General features: G+C 71.7%; 17 protein-coding genes. 15 read left to right on the forward strand and 2 right to left on the reverse strand.

Features of this window, described 5'->3' with window-relative positions:
* Positions 1 to 123 precede the first annotated feature (123 nt).
* The 8 genes from EJV46_RS03045 (at position 124) to EJV46_RS03080 (ending at position 10167) form a co-directional block, all read left to right on the forward strand.
* Positions 124 to 1584, forward strand: a complete 1461-nt coding sequence (locus tag EJV46_RS03045) for a UbiA family prenyltransferase (protein WP_165585299.1) — start codon at positions 124 to 126, stop codon at positions 1582 to 1584.
* Entirely contained in the window at positions 1581 to 2927 is a 1347-nt protein-coding gene (locus EJV46_RS03050; protein WP_206020684.1) for an FAD-binding oxidoreductase, read from the forward strand. The genes EJV46_RS03045 and EJV46_RS03050 overlap by 4 nt, the downstream gene beginning before the upstream one ends.
* Positions 2924 to 3667: an SDR family oxidoreductase gene (locus EJV46_RS03055; protein WP_131547107.1), complete on the forward strand. Its 744-nt coding sequence runs from the start codon at positions 2924 to 2926 to the stop codon at positions 3665 to 3667. Before EJV46_RS03050 ends, EJV46_RS03055 begins: the two co-directional genes overlap by 4 nt.
* Positions 3668 to 3669: 2 nt before the next feature.
* Positions 3670 to 4599 carry an NAD(P)-dependent oxidoreductase gene (locus EJV46_RS03060; RefSeq protein ID WP_131547108.1) on the forward strand — a complete coding sequence of 310 codons (930 nt, stop codon included), beginning with the start codon at positions 3670 to 3672 and terminating at the stop codon, positions 4597 to 4599.
* Position 4600: 1 nt separating this feature from the next.
* The gene (locus tag EJV46_RS03065; RefSeq protein WP_131547109.1) at positions 4601 to 5884 is read left to right on the forward strand and encodes an NAD(P)/FAD-dependent oxidoreductase; all 1284 of its coding nucleotides are present in this window, start codon (positions 4601 to 4603) and stop codon (positions 5882 to 5884) included.
* Positions 5881 to 6291 (forward strand): GtrA family protein, encoded by a 411-nt coding sequence (locus tag EJV46_RS03070; protein ID WP_240782377.1) that lies wholly within the window; start codon positions 5881 to 5883, stop codon positions 6289 to 6291. The genes EJV46_RS03065 and EJV46_RS03070 overlap by 4 nt, the downstream gene beginning before the upstream one ends.
* Positions 6292 to 6301: 10 nt before the next feature.
* Positions 6302 to 7213 (forward strand): glycosyltransferase, encoded by a 912-nt coding sequence (locus EJV46_RS03075; RefSeq protein WP_131547110.1) that lies wholly within the window; start codon positions 6302 to 6304, stop codon positions 7211 to 7213.
* A 131-nt stretch (positions 7214 to 7344) separates the two neighbouring features.
* Positions 7345 to 10167 carry a glycosyltransferase gene (locus EJV46_RS03080; RefSeq protein WP_165585300.1) on the forward strand — a complete coding sequence of 941 codons (2823 nt, stop codon included), beginning with the start codon at positions 7345 to 7347 and terminating at the stop codon, positions 10165 to 10167.
* Here the strand turns inward: EJV46_RS03080 and EJV46_RS03085 are convergent.
* A complete protein-coding gene (locus EJV46_RS03085; protein ID WP_131547112.1) occupies positions 10137 to 11267 on the reverse strand; it encodes an acyltransferase in 1131 nt (376 codons plus the stop codon). The two genes, EJV46_RS03080 and EJV46_RS03085, sit on opposite strands and share 31 nt — an antisense overlap.
* A 220-nt stretch (positions 11268 to 11487) precedes the next feature.
* On the opposite strand from EJV46_RS03085, the gene EJV46_RS03090 reads away from it, so the two are divergent.
* The 6 genes from EJV46_RS03090 to EJV46_RS03110 all read left to right on the forward strand — a co-directional run bounded on the left by EJV46_RS03090 (position 11488) and on the right by EJV46_RS03110 (position 23555).
* Positions 11488 to 12858, forward strand: a complete 1371-nt coding sequence (locus EJV46_RS03090; RefSeq protein ID WP_131547113.1) for an ABC transporter ATP-binding protein — start codon at positions 11488 to 11490, stop codon at positions 12856 to 12858.
* 179 nt (positions 12859 to 13037) lie between these two features.
* Positions 13038 to 14132, forward strand: a complete 1095-nt coding sequence (locus tag EJV46_RS03095; RefSeq protein ID WP_165585301.1) for a bifunctional 2-polyprenyl-6-hydroxyphenol methylase/3-demethylubiquinol 3-O-methyltransferase UbiG — start codon at positions 13038 to 13040, stop codon at positions 14130 to 14132.
* A 45-nt stretch (positions 14133 to 14177) separates the two neighbouring features.
* Positions 14178 to 18212 (forward strand): glycoside hydrolase family 99-like domain-containing protein, encoded by a 4035-nt coding sequence (locus EJV46_RS03100; protein WP_131547115.1) that lies wholly within the window; start codon positions 14178 to 14180, stop codon positions 18210 to 18212.
* A 97-nt stretch (positions 18213 to 18309) separates the two neighbouring features.
* Entirely contained in the window at positions 18310 to 22206 is a 3897-nt protein-coding gene (locus tag EJV46_RS22645; RefSeq protein ID WP_165585302.1) for a hypothetical protein, read from the forward strand.
* An 85-nt stretch (positions 22207 to 22291) separates the two neighbouring features.
* A complete protein-coding gene (locus tag EJV46_RS03105) occupies positions 22292 to 23107 on the forward strand; it encodes an ABC transporter permease (RefSeq protein ID WP_165585303.1) in 816 nt (271 codons plus the stop codon).
* Positions 23108 to 23303: 196 nt separating this feature from the next.
* Positions 23304 to 23555 carry a hypothetical protein gene (locus EJV46_RS03110; protein ID WP_131547117.1) on the forward strand — a complete coding sequence of 84 codons (252 nt, stop codon included), beginning with the start codon at positions 23304 to 23306 and terminating at the stop codon, positions 23553 to 23555.
* 63 nt (positions 23556 to 23618) lie between these two features.
* Here the strand turns inward: EJV46_RS03110 and EJV46_RS03115 are convergent, their stop codons facing one another.
* On the reverse strand, positions 23619 to 24029 hold the full coding sequence (locus EJV46_RS03115; RefSeq protein ID WP_131547118.1) for a hypothetical protein: 411 nt from the start codon (positions 24027 to 24029) through the stop codon (positions 23619 to 23621).
* A gap of 176 nt (positions 24030 to 24205) precedes the next feature.
* On the opposite strand from EJV46_RS03115, the gene EJV46_RS03120 reads away from it, so the two are divergent.
* Positions 24206 to 25183, forward strand: a complete 978-nt coding sequence (locus EJV46_RS03120) for a hypothetical protein (protein WP_131547119.1) — start codon at positions 24206 to 24208, stop codon at positions 25181 to 25183.
* Positions 25184 to 25312: the final 129 nt, after the last annotated feature.

The following is a 25312-nucleotide window of genomic DNA, read 5'->3' on the forward strand; positions in this document are numbered from 1 at the left end:
ATGGGCCGCCATCCGCGCCTTGCGCCTCCGGGCCTTTCTGGTTAGGCAGGCCCGCGAGGCTCCTCGCCGCCCGGCCCGAAACGCGCCGAGGGCCGCGCCGCGGGAACCGGTCAGAGAGGCATGGTGGACCACCCATCTCCCGCCGCGCCGGGCGCGCGGCTCCCACCCATCGCGGTCGACCTGGACGGGTCGCTCCTCCGCATCGACACGCTGCACGAATCGCTCTGCTCCTTCGCCAAAAGCGACCCGGCGGGCATGGCCGGCGCGCTGCTGCGCATCCGCGAGGGAAAGGCCGCCTTCAAGCGGTCCGTCGCCGAGGCCGCCGAGCTCGACGTCGAGACGCTGCCGTTTGACGAAGAATTGCTCGCCTGGCTGCGGGCCGAGCAGGCCGGCGGCCGGCGCCTCGGCCTCTTCACCGCGGCGGACCAGTCGGTCGCCGATGCGGTGGCCGCCCGGCTGCCGGGCCTCTTCGAGGTCGTCCGCGGCTCGGACGGGCACCTCAACCTGTCCGGCGCGCGCAAGGCCGACGCCATCGCCGCCGAGTTTCCCGAGGGCTTCTGCTACGTCGGCAATGCGGCGGTGGACGTGCCGATCTTCGCCCGCGCCGAGGCCGCCATCCTGGTGGGGGACGTGGCGCGGCTGCGCGGCATGCTGCCGCCCGGCAGCCGCGTCGAGGCCGAGTTCCCGGCGCCCGCCGCCGGCTGGGCCGTCTGGCGCAAGGCGCTGCGGCTCTCGCACTGGTCGAAGAACCTGCTCGTCTTCGTGGCGCCGCTGCTGGGCTTCCCGGTGGACCGCGCGCCGGCCACCCTCCTCGAGGCCGTGCTGCTCTTCGTGCTGATGGGCATGGTGGCCTCGGCGAGCTACCTGGCCAACGACCTCTTCGACCTCTCAGCCGACCGCCGGCACCCGGTGAAGCGCTACCGGCCGCTGGCCGCGGGGCTGATCACGGCGCAGCAGGGGGCCCTCGTCTCGGCCGGCATGCTGGCGGCGGCCTTCCTGCTCTCGCTGGTGCTGCTGCCCTATCTCGCGACGCTGGTGCTGGGCGTCTATCTCGTCACCACGACCTGCTACAGCTTCGCGCTGAAGCGCATGCCGATCGTGGACGTGATCACGCTGGCCGGCCTCTTCACCGTGCGCATCCTGGCGGGCTCGGCCCTGCTGGAGGAGCGCGTCTCGCTCTGGCTGCTGACCTTCTCGATGCTGTTCTTCGTCGGCCTCGCCATGGTGAAGCGCTACGCGGAGCTCGACCGGGTGGTGGCGGCGGGCGGCGCCGGCATCGATTCGCGCGGCTACACCGCCAAGGACCTGGCGCTGCTGCTGGGCGCCGGCCTCGCCTCCGGCTTCAGCGCCATCGTGATCTTCACCATCTACCTGATCCAGGAGCAGTATCCGCGCGAGATCTACGGCACGCCCGGGCTGCTCTGGATGATGGTGCCGATCATCATGGTCTGGCTGCTGCGGGTCTGGCACCTCACGCTGCACGGCAGGATGAACGAGGATCCCGTGGCCTTCGCCCTGACGGACCGCTTCTCGCTCGGGCTGGGCGTCGTCTCCGCGATCGTGCTGGTCGCCGCATGGGGGTGAGCGCGGTCCCCTCGCGGGACCATCTCGGCTGGGGCCGCAACCTGCGCGCCGAGCACCGGGTGAGCCGGCCGGCCACGCCGCAGGCCGCCGCGGCCTGCGCCGCCGCGCCCGGCGGGACGCGGCTCGCCCATGGCCTCGGGCGCTCCTATGGCGACGTGGCGTTGAACCCGGACGGCGCACTGATCGAGACGCGCGGGCTCGACCGCTTCCTCCGCTTCGATCCCGCGACGGGCATTCTCGACGCCGAGGCCGGCGTCGCCCTGGCCGAGGTCCTGGCCGTGCTGGCGCGGCCCGAGGCGGGCGGCGGCGGCTGGTTCCTCCCCGTGACGCCCGGCACGCGCTTCGTGACGCTGGGCGGCGCCGTCGCCAACGACGTGCACGGCAAGAACCACCACCGCACGGGCAGCTTCGGGCGGCATGTGCTCTCCCTCGATCTGGCGCGCTCGGACGGCCGCGTCATGACCTGCTCGCCCCAGGAGAATGCCGGCCTCTTCGCCGCCACGATCGGCGGGCTCGGGCTGACCGGGCTGATCCTGCGCCTGCGGCTGGCGATGATGCGGGTGGAGGGGCTGGCCATGGAGGCCGAGGACATCGCTTTCGGCTCGCTCGCCGGCTATTTCGCTCTGGCCGCCGAATCCGAGCAGTCCTGGGACTACACGGCGGCCTGGGTGGATTGCCTGGCCACCGGCGAGGCGCTCGGCCGCGGCATCTTCTCCCGCGCGCGGCACGCGGCCGGGCAGGGGGCCGCGCCGCCGCCCACCGCGCCGCGCCGCCGCCTGCCGGCGACGCCGCCCCTGTCGATGGTGAACGGGCTCTCGCTGCGCGCCTTCAACGCGGCCTACCGGCGGCGGCTGGGCAGCTCCGGCCGGTCGCATGCGGTGGGCGGCTACGAGAAGGTGCTTTATCCGCTGGACGCGATCGGCGGCTGGAACCGGCTCTACGGCCCGCGCGGCTTCCACCAGTTCCAGGGCGTCGTGCCGCCGGCCGACGCGCCGGCCGTGGTGGCGGAGCTGCTGCGCGAGATCGCGCGCAGCGGGCAGGGCTCGCCGCTGGTGGTGCTGAAGGGCTTCGGCGACCTTCCCTCACCGGGAATGCTCTCCTTTCCGAGGGAGGGCACGACCCTGGCCCTTGATTTTCCCGCCAGGGGCCCCGACACGCTGCGGCTCCTCGCCCGCCTGGAGGCGATCACCGTGGAGGCGCGCGGGCGCCTCTACCCGGCCAAGGACAGCGTCATGACCGCCGAGACCTTTCGGAGTGGCTACCCGGCCGCCGGCGCCTTTGCCGAGTGGATCGACCCCGCCTTTTCCTCCGGCTTCGCCCGGCGCGTGGGGCTGCGGCCTTGAGCCCCCGCGTCGCGATCCTGGGCGGAACCTCCGCCATCGCCGTGGCCGTCGCGCGGCGCTACGCCGATCGCAAGGCGCGCCTCGTGCTGGTCGGCCGCGACCTGGCGGCGCTGGAGCGCGAGCAGGCGGACCTGCTGGTCCGTGGCGCGGAGCAGGTGGTGCTGCAACAGGCCGACTTCGCGGATCTGGCCGCGCTGCCCGAGGCCGCGCAGGCGGCCTGGACGGCCTTCGGCGGGCTCGACCTCACGCTGGTCGCCTATGGCTCGCTGCCCGAGCAGGCGGAATGCGCCGCCTCGGCCGAGGCCGCCGCCGCCGCGCTGGCGCTGAACTTCAACAGCCCGGCCCTGCTTCTGGGCGAGCTCGCGAACCGGTTCGAGGCGCAGCGCGCCGGCGTGATCGCCGCCATCTCCTCCGTCGCCGGCGATCGCGGGCGGCAGAGCAACTATGTCTACGGCGCCGCTAAGGGCGGGCTGCAGCGCTTCCTGGAGGGGCTGCGGCACCGGCTGCACCCGGCCGGAGTCGCGGTGCTGGACATCCGCCCGGGCTTCGTCTCCACGCCCATGACGGCGCACCTCCCGCAGGGCGGCCCGCTCTGGGCGACGCCGGAGAAGGTGGCGGGCGACATCCTCGCCGCCATCGATCGCCGCAAGGCGGTGCTCTACACGCCCTGGTTCTGGCGGTTCATCCTCCTCATCGTGAGGTCGCTGCCGCGGCCGATCTTCCACAGGTCGAAGCTCTGACCATGCGCGGAATCCTCGTCACCGGCGCGGCCGGGCTCGTCGGCCAGAACCTGATCGCGCGGCTGAAGGCGGACCCTTCGCTGCGGCTCCTCGCCATCGACAAGCATCCGGCGAACACCGCCACGCTGCGGCGGCTGCACCCCGAGGTCCAGGTGATCCAGGCCGATCTCGCCGAGGCGGGCGACTGGGCGGAGGCGTTCGCCGGCATCGACACGGTCGTGATCAACCAGGCGCAGATCGGCGGCCTGGACGCGGCCGAGTTCGAGCGCAACAACGTCGCCGCCACCGCCCGCATCGTGGAGGCCGCGCGCGCCCATGGCGTGGGCTACCTCGTGCAGATCTCCTCCTCCGTGGTGCGCAGCCAGGCCTCGGATTTCTACGTGGACACCAAGCGGCGGCAGGAAGCCTATATGGACGGGGTCGAGATCCCGCATGCCTCGCTGCGGCCCACGCTCATGTTCGGCTGGTTCGACCGCAAGCATCTCGGCTGGCTGCGCCGCTTCATGGACCGCGCGCCGGTGTTCCCCATCCCCGGCGACGGGAAGTTCCTGCGCCAGCCGCTCTATGTGGGCAACTTCGCGGCCATCATCGCGAGCTGCATCGCGAATCGCACCACCGGCACACACGACATCTCCGGCCGCAGCGTGGTGGAATACGGCGAGCTGATCCGCATGATCCACCGCATCGTGAAACCGCGCGCCCGGATCGTGCACATCCCCTACCATCTCTTCTGGGCGCTGCTCTGGCTCTATGCGCGCCTCGACCGCAACCCGCCCTTCACCACCGCGCAGCTCGAGGCGCTGGTGATCCCGGAGACCTTCCCGATCACCGACTGGCCCGCCCGGTTCGGCGTCACGGAGACCCCGCTGGAGACGGCACTGCGCGAGACCTTCACCCACCCGGTCTATTCCGGCACCGTCCTGGAGTTCTGACGTGACACGTGTCCTCGTCCTCGGCGCCGGGCCCATGGGCCTGGCCGCCGCCCATCGCGCACTGGCTCTCGGCCATGAGGTGGACCTGGTCGAGGCGGATTCCGTGCTCGGCGGCATGGCCGCGCATTTCGACTTCGGGGGGCTCTCGATCGAGCGCTTCTACCACTTCTGCTGCCTCTCCGATCACCCGACCTTCGAGCTGATGCAGGAGCTGGGGCTCGGCGATTCGATGCGCTGGGTGCACACGCGCATGGCCTATTTCATGGGCGGCAAGGTGCATCCCTGGGGCGATCCCGTCGCGCTGCTGCGCTTCCCGCATCTGAGCTGGATCGCGAAGTTCCGCACGGGCCTGCAGATGTTCCTCACCACGCGGGCGAAAAGCTTCGAGCGCATCGAGGGCCTCACCACGCGGCAATGGATCGAGGGCGGCTCGGGCCGCGAGGTCTATGCGAAGCTCTGGTCGCGGCTGATGCAGCTCAAGTTCCATGAGATGGCGGACGAGGTCTCGGCCTCCTGGATCGCCACGCGGGTGAAGCGCATCGGCCGCTCGCGCAAGTCGATCTTCGAGGAGCGGCTGGGCTATATCGAGGGCGGCTCGCAGACGCTGGTGGACGCGCTGGAGCGCGACATCCGCGCGCGCGGTGGCCGCATCCACACCGGCACGCCCGGCGAGCGCGTGACCGTGGAGAGCGGCCGCGTCACCGGCCTGGTCGCCGGCGGGCGGGAGTTCCGCGCCGATGCGGTGATCTCCACCATCCCCCTGCCGCTGGTGCCGGGCCTGGTGCCCGACCTGCCGGAGGCGACGCGCGCGGCCTATGCGCGGCTGCGCAACATCGGCGTGGTCTGCGTGATCCTGAAGCTGAAGCGGCCGGTCACGCGGAACTTCTGGGTGAACATCGTGGACCCGGCCATCGAGGTGCCGGGGATCATCGAGTTCTCCAACCTGCGCCCGACCGGGGACACCATCGTCTATGTCCCCTACTACATGCCGGTGACCCATCCGAAATGGGCCTGGACGGACGACCGGCTCATCGCCGAGGCCTTCGCCGCCGTGCGCAGCGTGAACCCCTCCATCACCGAGGCGGACCTGATCGATTCCCGGGCGGGCCGCCTGCGCCACGCCCAGCCGGTCTGCGAGCCGAACTTCCTCGACGGCCTGCCGCCCTTCCGCTCGCCCATCGAGGGGCTCTTCATCGCCGACACCTCGCACTACTACCCCGAGGATCGCGGCGTCGCCGAGAGCATCCGCTTCGGCCGGATGATGGCGGAGGCCGTCCCGCGGTGAGGGCGCTGCTGGGCCACGAGTTCGTCCGCTTCGTGCTGACCGGCGGCACGGCCGCGGCCGTGAACATCGGCGCGCGGATGCTGCTCTCGCTGGCCATGCCCTACGAGGCGGCGGTGGCAGTGGCCTATCTCATCGGCATGGCGACGGCCTATCTCCTCGCCCGGCGCTTCGTCTTCGCCGCCAGCGGCGGCAGCATGGCCGGCGAATTCTGGCGCTTCGCCCTGGTGAACCTGATCGCCCTCGCGCAGGTCTGGCTGGTGAGCGTGGGGCTGGCGCGGCTGGTCTTCCCCGCCATCGGCTTCACCTTCCACGCCGAGACCGTGGCCCATGTCATCGGCGTGCTGAGCCCCATCGGCACCAGCTACATCGGCCACCGCCGCTTCAGCTTTGCCCGCCGCGGGGCATGACGGCGGGCCCATGACGTCCGTCCACGTCCTGCTGGCCACCTGGAACGGCGCCGCGCATCTGGGCGAGCAGCTCGCGAGCCTCGCCGCGCAGGAGGGGGTGGAGTGGTCGCTGCTCTGGCGCGACGACGGCTCCACGGACGCGACCGTCGCGATCCTGGAGCGGTTCGCGGAGGCCCATCCCGGCCGGGTCGCGCGGCTCGCCCGGCCGGAGGGGCGCCTCGGCGCCGGCGCCTCCTTCCTGGCGCTGCTGGCGGCGGCGCCGGAGGGCGGGCTCTACGCCTTCATGGACCAGGACGATGTCTGGCTGCCGGGCAAGCTGGCGCGGGCGGCCGCGCAGCTCGGCGAGGAGCCCATGGCGGTCTGCACGCGGCTCCGGCTGGCGTCATCCGCCCTCGCGCCGCTCGGGCTCTCGCCGCTGCCGTCGCGCCCCCCCGTCTTCGCGACCCTGCTGGCGCACAACGTCGCCGCCGGCTGCACCCTGGTGTTGAACGGGGCCGCGCGCCGGCTGGCGCTGTCCGCGCCGCTGCCCGAGGGCGGCCACCACGACTGGTGGTGCGCGCTGCTGGTGACGGGCTGCGGCGGGCGGCTGGTCTTCGATCCCGAGCCGAGCCTGCTCTACCGCCAGCACGGGGGGAACCTCGTGGGCGGCGCCTCGGGGCTGCGCCAGCGCGCCGGCCGTGCGCTCGGCCGGGGGGCGGCGGGCTTCCTCGCCCCGCTGTCGCAACACCTGGAGGCGCTGCGTGCCGCGCCGCTGACGGATCCGGCCCGCCAGGTCCTGGCGGCGCTGGAGGGGTTGCGGGCCGCCTCGCCGTTCCGGCGCCTCGCGGCCCTGCGGCGTGCCGGCCTCGCGCATCATGCGCGGGGCGCGAACTGGCTTCTTCGGCTCTGGGTGGCGCTGCATCCGCTGCCCGGGCGGAAATAGTCGGCCGGCGGAATTGGGCGGGCGGCATCTCCGCGCTATAGAGAATCGCGAGCGAACCGCCTCATGCGAGGACCGTCTCGCGACGGCGCCATAGGGGCATCTGGATGGGTTCGAAGGCTTCCGGCGAAGGGATGGTCGGACTGGCCCCGCGCTACTTTTTCGCCAGCGGTTTCGTGGCCGGCCGCCGCGTGCTGGACCTGGACTGCGGCGACGGCGCCGGTGCCGCGATGCTGGCGGCCGGGGCGGCGCAGGTCACGGCGATCGCGCCTTCCGCCGAGGCCGCGGGCGCGGCGGCGGGCCGGCACCGGCTTCCCAATCTGGAATTCCTGCCGCCCGGCGCCGAGCTGCCCGAGGGCGCCGATGTGGTTCTCGCGCTGTCCGGCCGCCTCGCGGAGATTCCAGGCATCCGGCGCCTCCTGCGGCCGGGCGGGCTGCTCATCGCCGCCGGCGATCCGGCCGGCGGCGTGGAGGAGCTGCTGCGCGCGCATTTCGCCGAGGTCGCGGTGCTGGGCGAGGGGGGGCTTCCAGCGGCGGGGCAGGAGGGGGAACGCTTCTTCGGCGCCCCCATGCCGGAAGGCGTCGCCTGGACCCGCGAAGGCCCGGTCCGCCGGCCGGAGACCGGCCCGCTGCTGCTCGCCTCCGACGCCCCGCTGCCGCCCGAACCGGGCGCCGGCGGCGCCGCGCCCCGGATCGCGGCGCTGCTGGCCGAGCTCGACCGGCTGCGCGACGAGCTGGCGGATTGCGAGGCCCGCGCCCGCGCCACCGGTGACCGGCTGGAGATCGAGCGCCAGCGCGCCAATGCCATCGAGACCAGCACCATCTGGCGCGCGAGCGGGCCGCTGCGCCGGATCCTCTCCAAGTTTCCCGGGCTGCGGCGGGCGCTGCGCGAGGGGCTGCGCCGGATCTACCGCTCGCGCCACACGCTGCGCCACCGGCGGGTGCGCCGGCGCCGCCAGTCGGAATTCGCCCCGCTGGTCAGCGCCATCGTGCCCAACTTCAACCATGCGCGGTTCCTGCCGCAGCGGCTCGACAGCATCCTCGGCCAGGCCTACCCGAATCTCGAGGTGATCGTGCTGGACGACGCCTCCACGGATGACAGCCTCGCCGTGATCGAGCGCTATCGCGCGGCCCATCCGGAGCGCATCCGCGTGATCGCGAACGCGGAGAATTCCGGCAACGTCTTCCGCCAGTGGCGCCGCGGCGTGGAGGAGGCGCGGGGCGACCTGCTCTGGATCTGCGAGAGCGACGACTTCGCCGAGGCCGACTTCCTGCAAGCGCTGGTGCCCGCCTTCCTCGACGAGAGCGTGATGATAGGCTTCGGCCGCATCCAGTTCGCCGATGCCGCGGGCAAGCCCTATGCCGGCCTGGACGCCTATCGCGAGCGCTCGCAGCCCGGCATCTGGAAGGGCCGCAACCTGCGCCCGGCCAAGGCCTGGTTCGACACCGCCTTCGGCGTGCACAACGTCATCGCCAATGTCGGCGGCTGCCTGCTGCGCGCCCAGCCGGTCGAGGAGGCCGTGTGGCGGGAGGCGGCGACCTATGGGATCCTCGGCGACTGGTATCTCTACGCGAGCCTCGCCCGCGGCGGGCGCATCGCCTACGAGCCGCAGGCCGTCAGCTACTTCCGCCAGCACGGCGGCAACACCTCGGCCTCCGCCTTCGGCACGGCGGCCTACTACGCCGAGCACGAGCGGCTGATCCGCCTGCTGCGCGCGCGCTGGGGCGTGCCGGAGGCCACGGTGCACCGCTTCGCCGAAGAGCTCCGCGCGCAGTTCGACCGCTCGGCCGCGGCGCTCGGCCCGCTGGAGACGGTCTTCGACGAGGCGAAGGTCCTCGCCACCCCGCGCGAGGGCCGGCACGTGCTGATGGTCCTCCTGGGCTTCTACCTGGGCGGGGGCGAAATCTTCCCGATCCACCTGGCCAACGAGCTGGTGCGGCGGGGCGTCACCGTCTCGGTGCTCGCGCTGCAGCCGGAGGACTGGAATCCGGGCATCCGCGCCCGGCTGGACCGGCGCATCCCGGTCTACGGCGCGGCGGCGGTGCGGGCACGCGGCCCGGCCGCCTTCCTGGCCGAGGCCGGCGTGGACGTGGTGCATTCGCATTTCGTCGGCGCCGAGCACCTCTTCCTCACCGGGCGCGAGGTGCCGGCGGTGCCCTATGTGGCCTCCATGCACGGCTCCTACGAGGTCACGGCGGTCGATCCCGACTTCACGCGCAAGGTGGCGCGGCATGTGGACCTCTGGGTCTATCTGACGGAGAAGAACCTCGACCATCTGCGGGTGCTCTCCGAGGCGGAGCGGGCCGCAATCGCGACGCGGCAGATCCCCAACGGCATGCCGCCCGACCCGCGCCCCTTCGGGCGGAGCCGGGCGGAGCTCGGCATCGGCGAGGACGACCTCGTCTTCGCCCTGGCCTCCCGCGCCATTCCGGAGAAGGGCTGGGCGGCGGCGATCGAGGCCCTGGCCCTGGCCCAGTCCCGGACGGGGCGGCGGCTGCACCTGCTGCTCTGCGGCGACGGGCCCGAGGCGGACCGGCTCGGGCGGCCGGGCGGGGGGGCGCCGGGGGTGATCTTCCTCGGCTTCCAGGAGCGGGTGCAGGGCGTGTACCGCCTCGCCGACGTCGTCCTCCTGCCGACCCGCTTCGCGGGCGAGTCCTTTCCGCTGGCGCTCGTCCAGGCGATGCAGGAGGGGCGGCCGGCCATCTCGACCGACCTCGGCGAGATCGCCCGGATGCTGCTGCGCGACGGGCGGCGGGCGGGCATCGTCCTCGCGCCGGACCCCGATGACGCGCGCTTCGTGGCGGCGCTGGCCGGGGCCATGCTGGCGATGACGGACGACACCGATCGCGCGGCCTTCGCCCGCGACGCCGCGGCGCTCGGCGCCGCCTATGGCATGGAGACGGTCGCGGCCGCCTATCTCGAGGCCTACGAGGCGGCGGCCGCGCGGCGGGCCTGACCCGCGCCGCGGTCGATCGCCTGGCCGAGCGGCGCGAAGCGCCGGAAGACGCGCCTGCCCCATGCGATCCCCGGCAGCTCGACGAGGCGATAGCTGGCCCAGGCCAGCGGCAGCACGGCGCCGAGCGTCGCCGCCAGGCAGAGGGCGAAGCGCAGGGAGGAGGGCAGCGGCAGGGCCGTGAACCAGGCGTAGACGGGCGACATGAACCACACGACCGGCGCGTGCCAGAGATAGATGGAATAGCTGATCTGGCCCATGAAGCGCGTGACGCGGTTGTCGAGCGGCCGGAACTCCACGGCGGAGACGCCCAGCAGGACCAGGGCATAGCCAGCCGCGATGAGGTGGGTGGTGTCCACCAGCCCGCCGGTCAGCCGCCCGGAGGCGATGCCGACCAGCACGAGCAGGCCGAGCGCGATCAGCGCGCCGGCATAGTCCCGCCGCGGCCCGGCCAGGAGCGGGCTCGCATAGGCGCTGTAGGCCAGCATGCCGATCACGAAGCTCGGCAGGTGGCGGAAGATGCTGAAGGTCTCGAAGGAGGTGCGCGGCGGCTCGGGCACGAAGCCCGCCGTTACGCCCTTGAACAGGATGCTGGCCGCCAGCGCGACGCAAAGCGTCGCGACCTGCCGGGCCGGCGTTCCCTGGCGGAAGTAGAGATAGGGGAAGACGAGGTAGAACAGCATCTCCACGCCGATCGTCCAGCTCGCCCAGACATAGCCCTGCTCCTGGCCGGGGATGAGGTTGAAGACGAAGGTGAGGCTGGTCAGCACCGCCGCCGGCCCGTGCCAGACGCCGAAGGCGAGGACGTGGATCACATAGGTCGCCGCCATGAGGAACCAGAAGAGCGGCGCGATGCGGAAGAAGCGGCTGATCCCGTAGCTCAGATAGGTCGAGCCCGTGCCGACATGCCGGCCCATGGTCAGGCAGAGCGAGAAGGCGCTGACCACGAAGAACAGCGTCACGCCCGAGCCGCCGAACATGACCACGCCCTGCCACCAGTCCGAGAGGGGCGGCTTCGAGACCGGCAGGAGGGCCATGTGGAAGAGAAGGACGTAGAAGGCGGCGAAGCCGCGCAGCCCATCCAGGAAACCCAGTCTCTGCACGAATAGCGATCCTCAGGCGGGAAGACCTCTTATCGGAGGGCGGTCCCGCGCCGTAAAGCGGGCAGCCGCGCCGTCCTTGACATTGCGGGTCCGGCGTCCGAATGGGGGCGGCCCCACGGGTGCCCCTCCGTCCATAGGCTCAGATGACCGGCTCTTCGCGCAGAATTCAGGGAATCCCCGGGGGTTTCCGCCATAGGCTCCGGGGCACCAGCGCCGGCTGATGTCCACCGAGGTCTCGATCCGCGCGGAAGGGCTGTTCAAGGCGTACCGTGTCTATGCGGACCCGAAGGACCGGCTGCGCCAGGCCGTGTTCCCGCGGCTGGGCTGGCTGCTTTCGCGCCTGGCGCCGCCGCTCGCGCGCCGGCTGCGGGACCGGTCCTACTTCACCGAGTTCTGGGCCCTGCGCGATCTCTCCTTCGAGGCGGTGATCGGCGAGTCCATCGGCATCGTCGGCCGGAACGGCTCGGGCAAGTCCACGCTGCTGCAGATCGTCTGCGGCACCCTCACGCCGAGCCTCGGCAGCGTGACGGTGCGGGGGCGGATCGCCGCCCTGCTGGAGCTCGGCTCGGGCTTCAACCCGGAATACACCGGCCGGGAGAACATCTTCCTCAATGCCAGCGTGCTCGGGCTGGCCCGCGAGGAGATCGAGGCCCGGCTCGACGACATCATCGCCTTCGCCGAGATCGGCGCCTTCATCGACCAGCCGATCAAGACCTATTCCTCCGGCATGGCCATGCGGCTGGCCTTCGCCGTCGTCGCCCATGTCGATGCGGACGTGCTGGTCATCGACGAGGCGCTGGCGGTGGGCGACGCCATCTTCCAGCAGAAGTGCTTCCGCTGGCTGCGCGGCTTCCAGGAGCGCGGCATCCTGCTCTATTGCGGGCACGACACGGGCGCGATCCTCGGCCTCTGCCAGAAGGCCATCTGGATCGACCGCGGCGACGTGCGGATGGCGGGCCCGGCGCGCGACGTGATGGAGGCCTACAACATCTTCGTCCATTCGGGGCAGCTGCCGCCGGAGGCGCCGGTCGCGGCCCGGGCGCCCGGCCCCGTCGCGGACCCCGCGCCAGGGCCGGCGATGGCCCTCGCGGACCCGTCGCGGGGCCTGCGGATGGAGGGCGAGCGGACGAGCTACGGCTCCGGCCAGGCCGAGATCGCCGAGGTCACCCTGGCGCGGGTCGACGGCCAGCCGCTGGCCTGGATCGTGGGCGGGGAGGAGGTCGAGCTCGCCTTCCGGATCGAGGCGCGCTCGGCGATCCTCGGCGGCATCGCCGGCATCGTCGTGAAGGACCGGCTGGGCCAGCCCATCCTGGGCGAGAACACGGCCGACCTCTACGCGGATGCCCCGATCGACCTGCCCGCGGGCGGCACGGCGCAGGCCGTCTTCCGCTTCCGCATGCCGGCCCTGCGCCGCGGCTCCTATTCCATCAGCCCGGCCTTCGCCTCCGGCACCCTGGCCAACCACGTCCAGCACCACTGGATCCACGACGCCATCGTCTTCGAGGTCCACCCGACCCGCGACGTGGGCGCGGTGATGCTGCTGGAGGTGAGCCATCGCGGCATCGAGCGGCTGCCGGAGCGGGCAGGGTGACCCGAACCGCCCCGGCCCCGCCGCCGCTCGCGCCCCCATCCGCGCCCCCGTCCGCACCCCTGGCGCTGGAGCGATTTGCCGCCGCGTGCGATCACGCAGGCCGCTCGACTCCCCCCTGTCCCGCCCGCCTCGATTCGCCGGGCCGTCCCGCCCGCGAAGGTGTCCCAGAGATGACGATCATGCCCCAAGCCGAAACCGGCACGTCGGTGCCCCGGGTCTTCGCATTGCCGAAGCCGGCCGAGAGCCTGGAATTCACCGGCGAGCGCTATGTGAGCGGCCTCGTGGGCGAGATCCAGAACGAGCACTATCACCGCTACTTCTTCGCGCTCGGCCTCTGCGAGGGGCTGGACGTGCTGGATGTGGCCAGCGGCGAGGGCTACGGCTCGGCGCTGCTGGGCAAGGTCGCGCGCAGCGTCGTCGGCGTCGATATCGACAAGGAATCGGTGGACTTCGCCAACCGGAACTACCTCTCGAAGGGCGTGTCCTTCCAGCTCGGCGACGCGACGTCGCTGCCCGTCGCCAGCCAGTCCGTGGACGTGGTGGTCTCCTTCGAGACCATCGAGCACGTCGCCGACCAGGACGCCTTCCTGCGCGAGATCAAGCGGGTGCTGCGGCCCGATGGCATCCTCGTCATGTCCTCGCCCAACAAGGACCTGTACCTGAAGGACGCCGAGGAGAATCCCTACCACCTCAAGGAGCTCGACAAGCAGGAGTTCCTGGACGTCGTCTCGCGGCACTTCGCGCATGTGACGCCGCTCGAGCAGCGGGCCTTCGTCGGCTCGGTCATCGTCCGGGAGGGGGGGCGTCCGCGGGCCTCGGCCGTCGAGGGCTTCGGGACCACCGATTGCGAGAACTTCACGCGGGTCGGCGGCGTTCCCGATGCGCCCTATGTGCTGGCCGTCGCCTCCGACCGGCCCGGGCTGAGCGTGCCGGACAGCCTCTTCTACAATCCGCGCTGGATCTGGCGGCTGGAGGAGCTGCGGCTGCTGGCCGAATCCAAGGCGAGCGAGCCGCTCACGGCCGAGAACGACGCCCTCCGGCGCGAGATAGCCGCCCTCCGGGGCGAGACAGCCGCCCTTCGGCGCGAGATTTCCGCTCTCGAGGTCTCCTGCGAAAAGGCCGAGCTCGCGGCGCAGATCGCGACCCAGGCCATCGCGGCCCGGCTCGAGGCGAGCCGCGACGAGGCGGCGGCCCTACGCAATTCCACCTCCTGGCGAATCACGGCCCCGCTCCGTAAGGCGGTCGGCATCATAAAACGCCTGTCGAGGCACTAACTTCCATATCATTGGCTGGTGGGCCGCCCAGCTGGAGGATTGCTGTTGAGTTCGTCGTTCTTCGAGGACCTCCGGAAGGCCCATGCGCCGGGCGAGGACCACCTCGGCGCGGAGGAGGCGGTGCGGCCGCCGGACAGCCTGCCGGTCCGCATGCTCGCCTTCTACCTCCCGCAATTCCATGCGATCCCCGAGAACGACGCCTGGTGGGGCACGGGCTTCACCGAATGGACCAATGTGACCCGCGGCCTGCCGCGCTTCCCAGGCCACCACCAGCCGATCCTGCCGGCGGATCTCGGCTTCTACGACCTGCGGCTGCCCGGCATCCTCGCCCGCCAGGCCGAGCTGGCCCATCGCTACGGCATCGAGGGCTTCTGCTTCCATCACTACTGGTTCGCCGGGAAGCAGCTCCTGCAGCGGCCGCTGGAAATCCTGCTCGAGAACCCCTCCATCGACCTGCCCTTCTGCCTCTGCTGGGCCAATGAGAGCTGGACGCGGCGCTGGGACGGCCTCGACAGCGAGGTCCTGATGGGCCAGCAGCACAGCCCGGAGGACGACGTCGCCTTCATCCGCTCGCTCTTCCCGGCCTTCCGCGACCCCCGCTACATCCGCGTGGACGGCCGCCCGCTGCTGGTGATGTACCGGCCGCAGCTGCTGCCCAACCCCGTCGCGACCGCGCGCCGCTGGCGGGTGGAGATGGCCCGCGCCGGCCTCGGCGAGCCGCTTCTGGTCATGGCGCGCAGCTTCCGCCAGGAGGATCCGCGCCTCGTGGGCTTCGACGCCGCCGTGGAGTTCCCGCCGCACAATGTGGGCTTCGGCGTCAGCCGGGAAATCCCCGTCGCGCCCCACCAGCCCGGCTACGAAGGCACCGTCCTCGACTACGACGACATGGTGGAGCGCTCGCTCGCGCAGGCGACGCCCCCCTACCTGCTCTTCCGCGGCGTCTGCCCGCGCTGGGACAACGAGGCGCGCAAGCCGGGCCGCGGCACGGCCTATAGCGGCGCCACGCCCGCGCGCTACCAGGAATGGCTGACGCAGGCCTGCGTGAAGACGATCCGCGAACGGCCGCCGGAGCACCGGCTGGTCTTCGTCAATGCCTGGAACGAATGGGCCGAGGGCGCGAATCTCGAGCCCGACCGGCGTTACGGCCACGCCTATCTCTCGGCCACCGCCGCCGCGCTGGCCGAGGCCGCCGCCGCCACCGGCAAGCCCGTCCGGACCCCGCGCCCCTTCGCCGCGCGCGAGGAGAAGGGCACGCCCCGGCTCGGCCTCGTGGTGCATGACGCGCATTTCCACGGCGCGCAGATGCTGGCGCTCAACCTCGCGCGCCACTACGCCCGCGGCCGCGCGCAGCTCCGCATCGCCCTCGGCCTGGGCGGCGAGCTGGAGGAGGCGATGCGCCAGGCGGCGCCGGTCCGCCGCATCGGCCAGGGCTTCGGCGACGCGGAGGCCTGGCGCGAGGAGGCGTCCCGGCTGGCCGCCGAGGGCGTGCGCAGCGTCCTCGTCAACACGGTCGTGTCCGCGCAGGCGCTGCCCGCGTTGCAGGCGGAGGGGCTGGCCACCGTCTGCCTCGTGCACGAACTGCCCCGGATCATCGAGGAATACGGCCTGGCCGGCGCGGCGCGCGACCTCGCGCAGGGCGCGGATGTGGTCGTCTTCCCGAATGCGGCCGTGCAGGAGAGCTTCGAGGCCGCCTTCGGCGCCGTCGCGGGCCGCGCGGTCGTGATGCCGCAGGGCCTCTACCAGCCGGTGCTCGCGCGGGAGAAGCGGGCCGCCGCGCGGGCCGCGCTGCGCGCGAGGCTCGGGATCGGCGGCGACGAGTTCGTCGTGCTCGGCCTGGGCTATGGCGACCGGCGCAAGGGCCTCGACCTCTGGCCCTCGATCCTCGCGGAGCTTCAGGCGCTCGGCCGCAAGGCGCGGCTCGTCTGGGTGGGCGCGCTGGAGCCCTCCGTCGCGGCGGAGCTTCGCGCCGCCATCGACGCGCAGGGCCTGGGATCGTCGCTCCTGCTGCCCGGCCGGACCGATGCGCCGCAGGAGTTCCTCGCGGCCGCGGACGCCTTTCTGCTCTCCTCGCGCGAGGATCCCTTCCCGAGCTCCGCGCTGGAGGCCGCGGCCCACGGCGTGCCGGTGCTCTGCTTCGCCGGGAGCGGCGGCTTCCCCGCCTTCGTCGAGGAGACCGGCCTCGCCCCCGTTCCGATGGCCGACAGCCGCGCCATGGCTGGCGCCGTCGCGGCGCTGATCGACGACACGGCCCTGTGCCGGCGGGCGGGCGAGGCGGCCGAGGCGCTGGTCGCGCGCCGGCATGATTTCGGCCGCTACGCGGACCGGCTGGCCGAGCTGGCCCTTCGCGCGGCCTCGCCGGTCACGGCCGTCGTGCCGAACTACAATTACGCCCGCTACCTGGAGGAGCGGATCCGCTCCATCGCGGCGCAGACCCGCAAGGTCGCCGAGATCATCGTGCTGGACGATGGCTCCACCGACGAGAGCTGGGAGGTCATCGGCCGGCTGGCCGAGGAGCTGGACCTGCCCATCCGCCTGCATCGCAATGCGGAGAATTCCGGCTCCGTCTCGCGGCAATGGGCGCGGGGGGTGGAGATGGCCCGCACGCCGCTGGTCTGGATCGCCGAGGCCGACGACCTTGCCGAGCCGGCCTTCCTGGAGCGGCTGCTGCCCGCGCTGGACGAGCCGGGCGTCGTGCTGGCCTATGCCCAGTCCAAGCAGATCGACGCCGAGGGTCGGGTCACCGCCCCGGACTACCTGGACTACGTGGCCGATCTCGGCGCCGCGGCCTGGAAGGCCGACTACGTGCGGGACGGGACGGAGGAGATCTCCCGCGCGCTCGCGGTGAAGAACACCATCCCCAATGTCAGCGCCGTGGTCTTCCGGCGCGACACGGCGCTGGAGGTTCTCGGCCGCGCCCTGCCGGAGATGGTGGCGCTGCGCAACGCGGCCGACTGGCTCTTCTACCTGCGCATGGCCAAGGCCGGGCGCATCGCCTTCCGCGCGGCGGCGCTGAACCTGCACCGGCGCCACGCCGGCGGCGTGACCCTCGCCGCCGCCAATTCCGCGCATCTGCGCGAGATCGCGCGCATGCAGGCCGAGGCGGCGCGGCTTGCCCCCGTGGACCCGGCGCAGCGGGCGCTGGGCGCGGGCTTCCTGCGCCATGCCGGCGCCTTCTTCGGCCTGCCGCCGCAGGAGGCCGAGCGGATGGCCGCGATCGCCGCGCTGGCCGATGACGCGGCCTGGTTCGAGGCCGTCTGCGAGACGGCCGAGGGCCGCCGGCCGCCCCATGTCCCGCGCGCCGTCCTGCCCGGCTTCCCCACGCCGGAGCTGCAGATCTCCACGACCGGGCAGGCCGGCCGCCCGACGCTGAAGGAGGCGCTCGCCTTCTACCAGGACTGCCGCGACACCTTCGCGCGGCACGGCGCGCCGCTGACGGCCCGGAGCCGGCTGGTCGACTTCGGCGTGGGCTGGGGGCGCATCGGCCGCTTCTTCCTGCGCGACCTCGACCCCGCGAACCTCGTCGGCATCGACGTGGACCCCGAATTCGTGGGCCTCTGCCGGGACATGTTCGCCGAGGGGCGGTTCCTGGTCTGCCAGCCGCATCCGCCGGTCGACCTGCCGGATGCGAGCGTGGATTTCTGCGTCGCCTATTCGGTCTTCTCGCACCTCTCCCAGGAGGCGACGGACGGCTGGGTGCGCGAGTTCCATCGCATCCTGAAGCCGGGCGGCATGGTCGCGATGACGACGCGGGGCCGCTGGTTCTTCGAATATTGCAGGTCCTTCGCGGACCATCCGGACACGGAGGGCATCGGGGCCTACCAGGCCGAGCTCGGCCGGCTCTTCCCGGACGTGGACGAGGCGATGCGCCGCTACGATGCGGGGGAGCTCATCTTCGCGACCTCGGTGGGCACCTCCGGCGGCGGCGTGCGCGACACGAGCTTCTACGGCGAGACCTTCATCCCGGAGGCCTATGCGCGCAGGGCCTGGCTGCCGGGCATGGAGCTGGCGGAGTTCCAGTTCCATCCGGAGCGGCAGACCCATCCCATCATCTTCCTGCGCAAGGTGGGGGCGGGGGGTTGAGCGACGGCGGGCGCGCCGGAGCCCGGTTCCCGGCTCCGCGCTCCTCGCGCGCCTCCAGCGGAGTGGCCCGCGCCCGCGCCATCGCGGAGAGCCTGAATTGACCGGGGAGCGCCTTGCCGGACGACTGGTCCTCTACGGCCTGCTCGGCATCCTCGCGCTGGTTCTGCTGGGGGCCTATCAGGCCCGCGGGCCGGCGCGTTTCACGCCGATCGGCGAGGTGGCGGGGCCGGCCGGCTGGGAGGTGACCGACAACTTCCACGCCTCGGCCGGACCGTCGGACCCGCTCGACGCCCCCGCCGCGATCCGGGGCTTTCCCGGCCTCCGGGCCTGGAGGAGCTATGCGCCCGAGCTCGGCATGATGCCGGGCACCCTCGTCTCCGCCGCCTTCCGGCCGCGGGACTATCTGGCCATCCCCTATGTCGGGTCTCCCGGCGAGGAGGAAGGCACCCGGATCTCGGTGCGCTGCGAGGCCAATGGCGCGGAACGCCGCGTGTCGAGCTCGCGGACCAACAATCAATGGGCCGTCGCGTTCCTGGACATGCGGGGCTTCTGCACCGGCCCGCTGCGCCTGATCGCCAGCAATGCGACCTCCAGGACCCTCGTGGGCGTCGCCACGCCCTTCGAGGCGAGCCGTTTCGCCTGGATCGCCCATACGCAGGCCGGCCCGCGGCTGCTGGCCGCCCTGGGCAGCTGGCTGATCTTCGTCCTCCTCGGCTATGCCTGCATCGCGGTGCTCGGGCGCCTGCTGCCCGCGCTGGATCCCCTGCCGGCCGCGATGATCGGGGTCGGCATCCTGGCCATGGTCCAGTTCGTCCTCTTCACCCTCGGGCCGGTTCATGGCCGGGTGGGGGTCTGGGCCATGGTGATCGGCGCGCTGCTCGTGACGGTGGCGCGCGCGTGGCGGACGCCCTCGCGCTTCAGGGCCGATCTGGATGAGGCGGCCTCTCCGCTCCTGGCCTGGCTCGGCGTCTCGCTGGCCGCGACGTCGCTGGTCGCCGCCGCCGACAGCGGCGGCGGCAGCTGGGCGATCAACGGCCTGTTCGCGCCGCTGCGCTGGTCCACGGACAACCAGCTGCCCATGCAGTTCACCGAGGCGCTGATGTCGAAGGAGGCCCGGGAGCAGTTCCGCTTCTCATGGCCATGGCTGGTGACCGACCGCGGTCCGCTCATGACCGCGCTCCTCGCCTTCCCGCGCGTGATGCTGACCGAGCTCGGCCGCCACTGGGGCAGCTCCTTCTTCGTGCAGATCTACACCGGGGCCGCGATCCTCCTGCAGGCGAGCTGGGTTCTCCTGGTGCCCTATCTCGCGGCGAAGGTGGGGATCCGCCGCCCTGGCTGGATGCTGGCCGCGCTCGTGGCCTCGCCCTTCCTCATCTTCAACACGCTCTACGCCTGGCCGAAGCTGCTCGGCGCGGCCTATGTGGTCCTCTGCGCCATCCTGCTCTTCGCGCCCGAGGCCCGGTCCAGGATCGGCAAGGCGGGAATCCTGCCGGCGATCGCGGCTGCCGCGGGCCTGGCCTATCTGGCCCATGCCAGCAACGCCTTCGCGCTGGTGCCGATGGCCCTCGTCGCGGTTCCCGTGATCTGGCAGGCCGGGCTGCCCTCGATCCTGGCCGGGGTCCTGACGATGCTCGTCGTCGTGGCGCCCTGGCTCTGGTGGCAGGCCTTCATCCAGCCCGGCGCGACCTCGCTGCTCCGCTTCGCCCTGGCCCATGACTTCGGCCTCTATCGGCGCGGCGACCCCATCTGGCCCGATATCGCGGCCAGCTATCGCGGCCTGGGCCTGAGAGGCTGGATCGCGGCGAAGCTGGAGGGCCTGCATTTGCTGGCGGGCCTTCCCCGGCCATGGATGGCCATGCCTGAGACCGCCCCGCTGGCGCCCCGCCAGCCGGGCCTCGGAACTTGGCGCATCGCGGATTTCTTCTCGCTGGCCCGGGCACTCAACGCCGCCCTGCTGGTCCTGCCCCTGGCCCTGCTGGCCCGCGTCGGGAGGCTCGAATTCTCGCCGCCGCGCCTCGCGGGCGTCTTCATCGGACTCGGCCTGGCGGGCCTCGCCTTCACGCTTCTGGTCACCCTGCCGCCGTCCTGGCTGCACCACCAGCCCTATGGCAGCGTCCTGCTGCTCCTGCTGGGGCTGCTGCTGCTCGCCGATGGACTGCCCCGCCGCCTGGCCTGGGCGGTGCCGGCGGCCGCCGTGACCTATGCCGCCGTGGTCTGGGTGGCCCCGACCCTGCTCTGGGCCGATCGGTTGGCCTGGACGGGCCTGCTGGGCCTAGCGGCGGGCCTGGCGCTCGCTGCGGGCGCGACGGGCCATCGGGCGATCATCCGGCTCCTTCCGGGCAGGGCAGAGCTCCGCCGGGCCACGGCCCGGATCGGTTCCTCCCTGTCCGGGCTTCGCGGTGCCAGCCTGTCCGGGCTTCGTCGCGGCCTGCTCGCCCGGAACGACCTGCCCGCGCCGCCCTGGCTGACGAGGCTGGCCTGGGGCGCGCTCGGCGGCGTCTGCCTCTACGCCGCCTATATCCTGCTGGCCTCGCTGAACGATCCGCTGCTCGACCAGCATTCCTTCCGGCAGACGCAGACGGCCCTCTCCGTCTATTGGATCACGCAGGGCGGCCCCTGGCTGGCCTATGAGACGCCGGTGCTGGGCTCGCCCTGGGCGATCCCCTTCGAGGCGCCGGTCTACCACCTGCCGGTGGCGCTCCTGGCCAGGCTGGGCGTGCCGCTGGACGCGGCGGGGCGACTGATGAGCTTTGCCTTCCTGCTGGCCGCCGCCTGGCCGATGCGGATGCTCTGGCGGGACCTCAAGCTTCCGCCCGTCGGCTATCCGATGGCCTGCGCGCTGCTTCTGGCCTCCCCGCTTTACCTCTTCTGGGGCCGGACCTTCCTGATCGAATCCTGCGCCTGGTTCTTCGGCCTGCTCTGGCTGGCCTTGTTCGTGCGTTTCCTGCTGACCCGGCGCGCGGCGCCGGCGCTGGCCGCCGTGCTGGCCGGCAGCCTCGCGACCCTGGCCAAGGCCACGAGCTTTCCGGCCTTTGCCCTGGTGGGCGGGCTGATCGCGCTGCCCCATGGATGGCGCTGGCTGCGTCAGGGCCTGTCGCTCCGGCTCCTCGGCCTGGTGCTCTGCGGCGGCGCGGCCCTGTTCCTGCCCTTCGTGAGCGGCCTCGCCTGGGTGGCCTATAGCGACGGCGTGAAGGGCATGAACATGCTCGGCGGGTTCCTGACCTCGGCCTCGCTGGGCACCTGGAACTACGGCACGCTGGACCAGCGATTCAGCGGGCGTCTCTGGGAGCAGGTGATCGGGCGGCGGATCCTGCCGGACATCTTCGGCACGCTCGGCGCCTTCGCGCTGATCCCGCTGCTCGCCGCGTTGCTCTGCCGGCGCAGCCTCCTGGCCGTGGCGGTCGGCATCCTGGCATTCCTGACGCCCATCCTGGTCTTCACCAACCTCCATCTGGTCCACAACTATTACCAATATGCCAATGGCGCCTTCCTGATCGCCGCCATGGCCGTCGCCCTCGGGACGCTGGCGCGATACCGCCTCGGTGCCCCCCTCGCGGCGCTGGTGCTGCTGCTGCTGCTGGGCTCGCAGGCGGCGAGGTTCCAGAGGCAGAACATGGGCTGGATCGCCGCCGGCGCGCAGGGCAGCCCGACGCAGCGGATCGGCCTGCTGGCGCGGGACGCGATCCCGGAGGACGGCGCGCTGATCGTGGTCGGGGACGACTGGTCCTCCATGGTGCCCTACTACGCCCGGCGGAAGGCGCTCACCGTGCCCGGATGGGCCCCGCCGGCGCAGGTCGAGGCCGTGCTGCGCGACCCGCAGGCCCATCTCGCCGGCACCCGTTACGCCGGGGTCGTGGACTGCCTGCATGGCGGTTACCCCTACGCCCCCGCGATCCATCAGCAGATCGAGGCCTTCCTCGCCGGGCGCCGGGTGCTCGCCCAGGCGGGGCATTGCCGGATCCTGTCGGCCGAGCGCGAAGGCGGGGGCGGCTAGGCGGCGGCGGTTGGGCGGGCGCGGTTGCGCGGGGCCGGCGGCCTCGCTTGACACCACCCGCCCCCCGCCCGAAGAGGCGTCGAAGATGCAGCGATTTCCGTCCCGACTCCCGGCGTTCTTCCGCTCCTGCCTGATGCATCGCGAGCTCATCGCGCGGCTCGTCGGACGGGAGGTCTCCCAGCGCTTCCGCGGCAGCATGCTGGGCCTGAGCTGGGCGCTGCTCCTGCCGCTGCTGACCGCGGTGGTCTACACCTTCGTCTTCAGCGCCATCTTCCAGTCGCGCTGGGGCAACAGCCAGAGCCATGCCGACTTCGCGCTGATGCTGCTGATCGGCATGGCGGTGCACAGCCTCTTCGCCGAGGCCGTGGGCCGCGCGCCGGGACTGGTCGTCGGCAATCCGAGCTACGTGACCAAGGTGATCTTCCCGCTGGAGATCCTGCCCGTCGTGGCGGTGCTGGCCGCGGTGCTGAACGCGGCGATCATGCTCGCGATCGTGATCGGCGGACAGCTCGTGCTCAAGGGGGTGGCGCACTGGACCGTCGTCTTCCTGCCGGTGATCCTGCTGCCCTATCTGGTCTTCGTGGCCGCCGGGGTGATGCTCTGCGCCGCCATCGGCGTCTTCATGCGCGACCTGTCGCAGGTGATCGGCCTCATGGTGACGATGACCTTCTTCCTCACGCCCATCTTCTACCCGCTGGAGGCGGTGCCCGAGCGCTTCCGCATCGTCATGCGGCTGAACCCGCTCACCTCGATCATCGAGCAGAGCCGCACCGTGATCATCCATGGCGGGCTGCCGGATTTCGCCAGCCTGGCGATCTACTCGCTCTGCGCGCTGCTGAGCCTGGCGATCGGCTTCTGGGCCTTCCAGCGGCTGCGGCCGGGCTTCGCCGACGTTCTTTAGTGCGCGATGATCGAAGGCGCGAAGGCGCCGTAGGACTGAATCGTGCGCTATAACGACTGGGCTATACCAGTGAGTGAACGGGACGCATCATGATTTAGGGCCTGGGGTAGTGTCTCAGTTTGAAATCCTGCGGGTCCTTGCCGCCCGGCTGCTCCTGTCGCTACCCTGACGGCGCGGGTACGCTGCGGGAGGCCACATGAGCAAGCTGCTGACTCACCTGGGTCGCATCGAAATCTTCGGTCCTGGGCCAGCTAACCGAATCCCGGAAATTGTTCGGCTCTACGTGAAGGTCCGTGAGACCCCGAACTTCTGGTTCTGCGAATCCGGTATCCGGTTCAGTAAGGCCGAGGACGGCAGGTCCACAGGGAATGTATCGGGCCCGAATTTCAAACTTGACCTAAATTCGCTTGAGTCCCTCGGCGCGCCGCAAAAAGGAGTTGGGCGCTAAGCCGTGGCGATCTGCCGTGGCTTGTAAGGCCCCGCGCTATTGGGAGCGCCTCGCGCGCATCGATCAGCGCCACCAATTCATCCATGGACCAGAGCCGATCCGACACGCCGGCAGAGCGCGCAGGCGCGTCGTCCTGCTCCTCGGCAGTGGCGACGCGCGCGGCCTTGGATAGCGGCGCCTGATCAGGTTCTCTCCGCGAGGGCCTTTAGGCATTCCATTCCTTCCGTTGGCCTGATCCAATCGAAACTGCGCTGCTTCGCGGCTTCCCGCTTTGAAAAGATCAGGGAAGCGAAGCGCGGCAGCCTCGATTGTCCATTCCAGCATGTTCATGCTGTAAAGCTTCCGAAAGCCACTTTGGATCTCGCCCTCCAGCAGCAATCGATTGATTGCTGTCACCGTGCCGTGCCGATCACGCATGTCCATAAACACGTGTGGATTGTAGCCCCGTGCCTGGCATCGGGTGATCCCCTTCATCAACGAACGCTTCCAGGTCGCTCATCGTCATCGTCGTCGCCCATGCTTTCCGTTAACCATATAGGGTCGGCGCGCTAGGCGCGATGCGGCATTCGCTCAGCCGTCAATTTCAAACCGAGACACTGCCAGGGCCTGCGCTCATCTTCCGTTAACCAGGCCCGCGGCAGGCTGCGCGCGTGCCGCTCCCCGACGCCCAGACCTTTGATCCCGTGCGCTTCCCGGGCGTCGCGCCGGACGAGGCCTGGCCGCCCGAGGCCTTCGACTTCGCGGCCCCCTGGCTCGCCGGCGACAGCCTGGCCTTCGAGCGCGGCATCTCGGGCGAGATCGTCTTCGTCCGCCGCTTCGAGGCGCTGCGGCTGGTGCTCGACATCGACAACGCGCATTCCGCGCTCGACATCCCGCCCGGCAGCCGGGACTTCCGGCTGTTGCGCCTCGTGCCTTCGGCGCTGCGGCTGGTCGAGGCGGTCAGCCCGGGCGACCCCGTGCCGCCGACCTTGCGCGGCGAGCCGCTGCCGCCGCCCGAGGACCACCAGCTCTATGCCGCGACCACCGCGCTCGTGGCGGCGCTGGAGCGGGGCGCGGGCGAGGCGGGCGGCGCCTTCCTCGACGCGCTGCGCCGCACGCCGCCGGGGTTGAACATGTTCGAGGTCGCGGCCGCGCGCTGCATCAGCGAGGGCGGCTTCGCGCTCGAGCGCATGGCGGGCCTCGCCAAGGGCCTGCAGCGGCTGGCCCGCGCCCATGCCGAGGTGCTGGCCGCCTCCGCGGCCCAGCCCGACTACGAGGGCATGGAGCGGATGGTCACGGCCACGACCCGCGTGCTCGTGCGCGACGCCGGCTGGTCGGGCGACCTGCTGGCGCATGCGCTGCGGCAGATCGATCCGCTGGCCGCCACCCCGCGCGAGACGGCGGAGAACCTGCGCGTCGCGGCCGTCGCGATGCTGGACGGCGATGCGACGCTGGGGGCGGCGACGCGGCTGGCCGCGGCCCAGGCGGAGGTGCGGGACCGGCTGGTCGACCTCGGCATCTTCTGGCGCAGGCTGGCGGCGGCCTGGTCGAGCGTGCATCCGCAGCTGACGGACCGGCGGGAGGTGGACGCGCTGTGCCGCAACATGCTGCGGCGGCTGCAACTGAAGGCGCTGTATCGGGGGGCGTGATCTGCATTCGTCAGCCGGACCGTTGCTGACGAGTGCCGGTCCCAATCGCTAGGCTAAACGGCCTTCTCAGCGGCGCTGTAGCACCAATTTTAAGTGCTGAAGTAGGGCTGATCGGCTTAGGCGGAGCAG

The sequence above is a fragment of the Roseococcus sp. SYP-B2431 genome (assembly GCF_004336745.1).
Classification (GTDB): Bacteria; Pseudomonadota; Alphaproteobacteria; order Acetobacterales; family Acetobacteraceae; genus Roseococcus.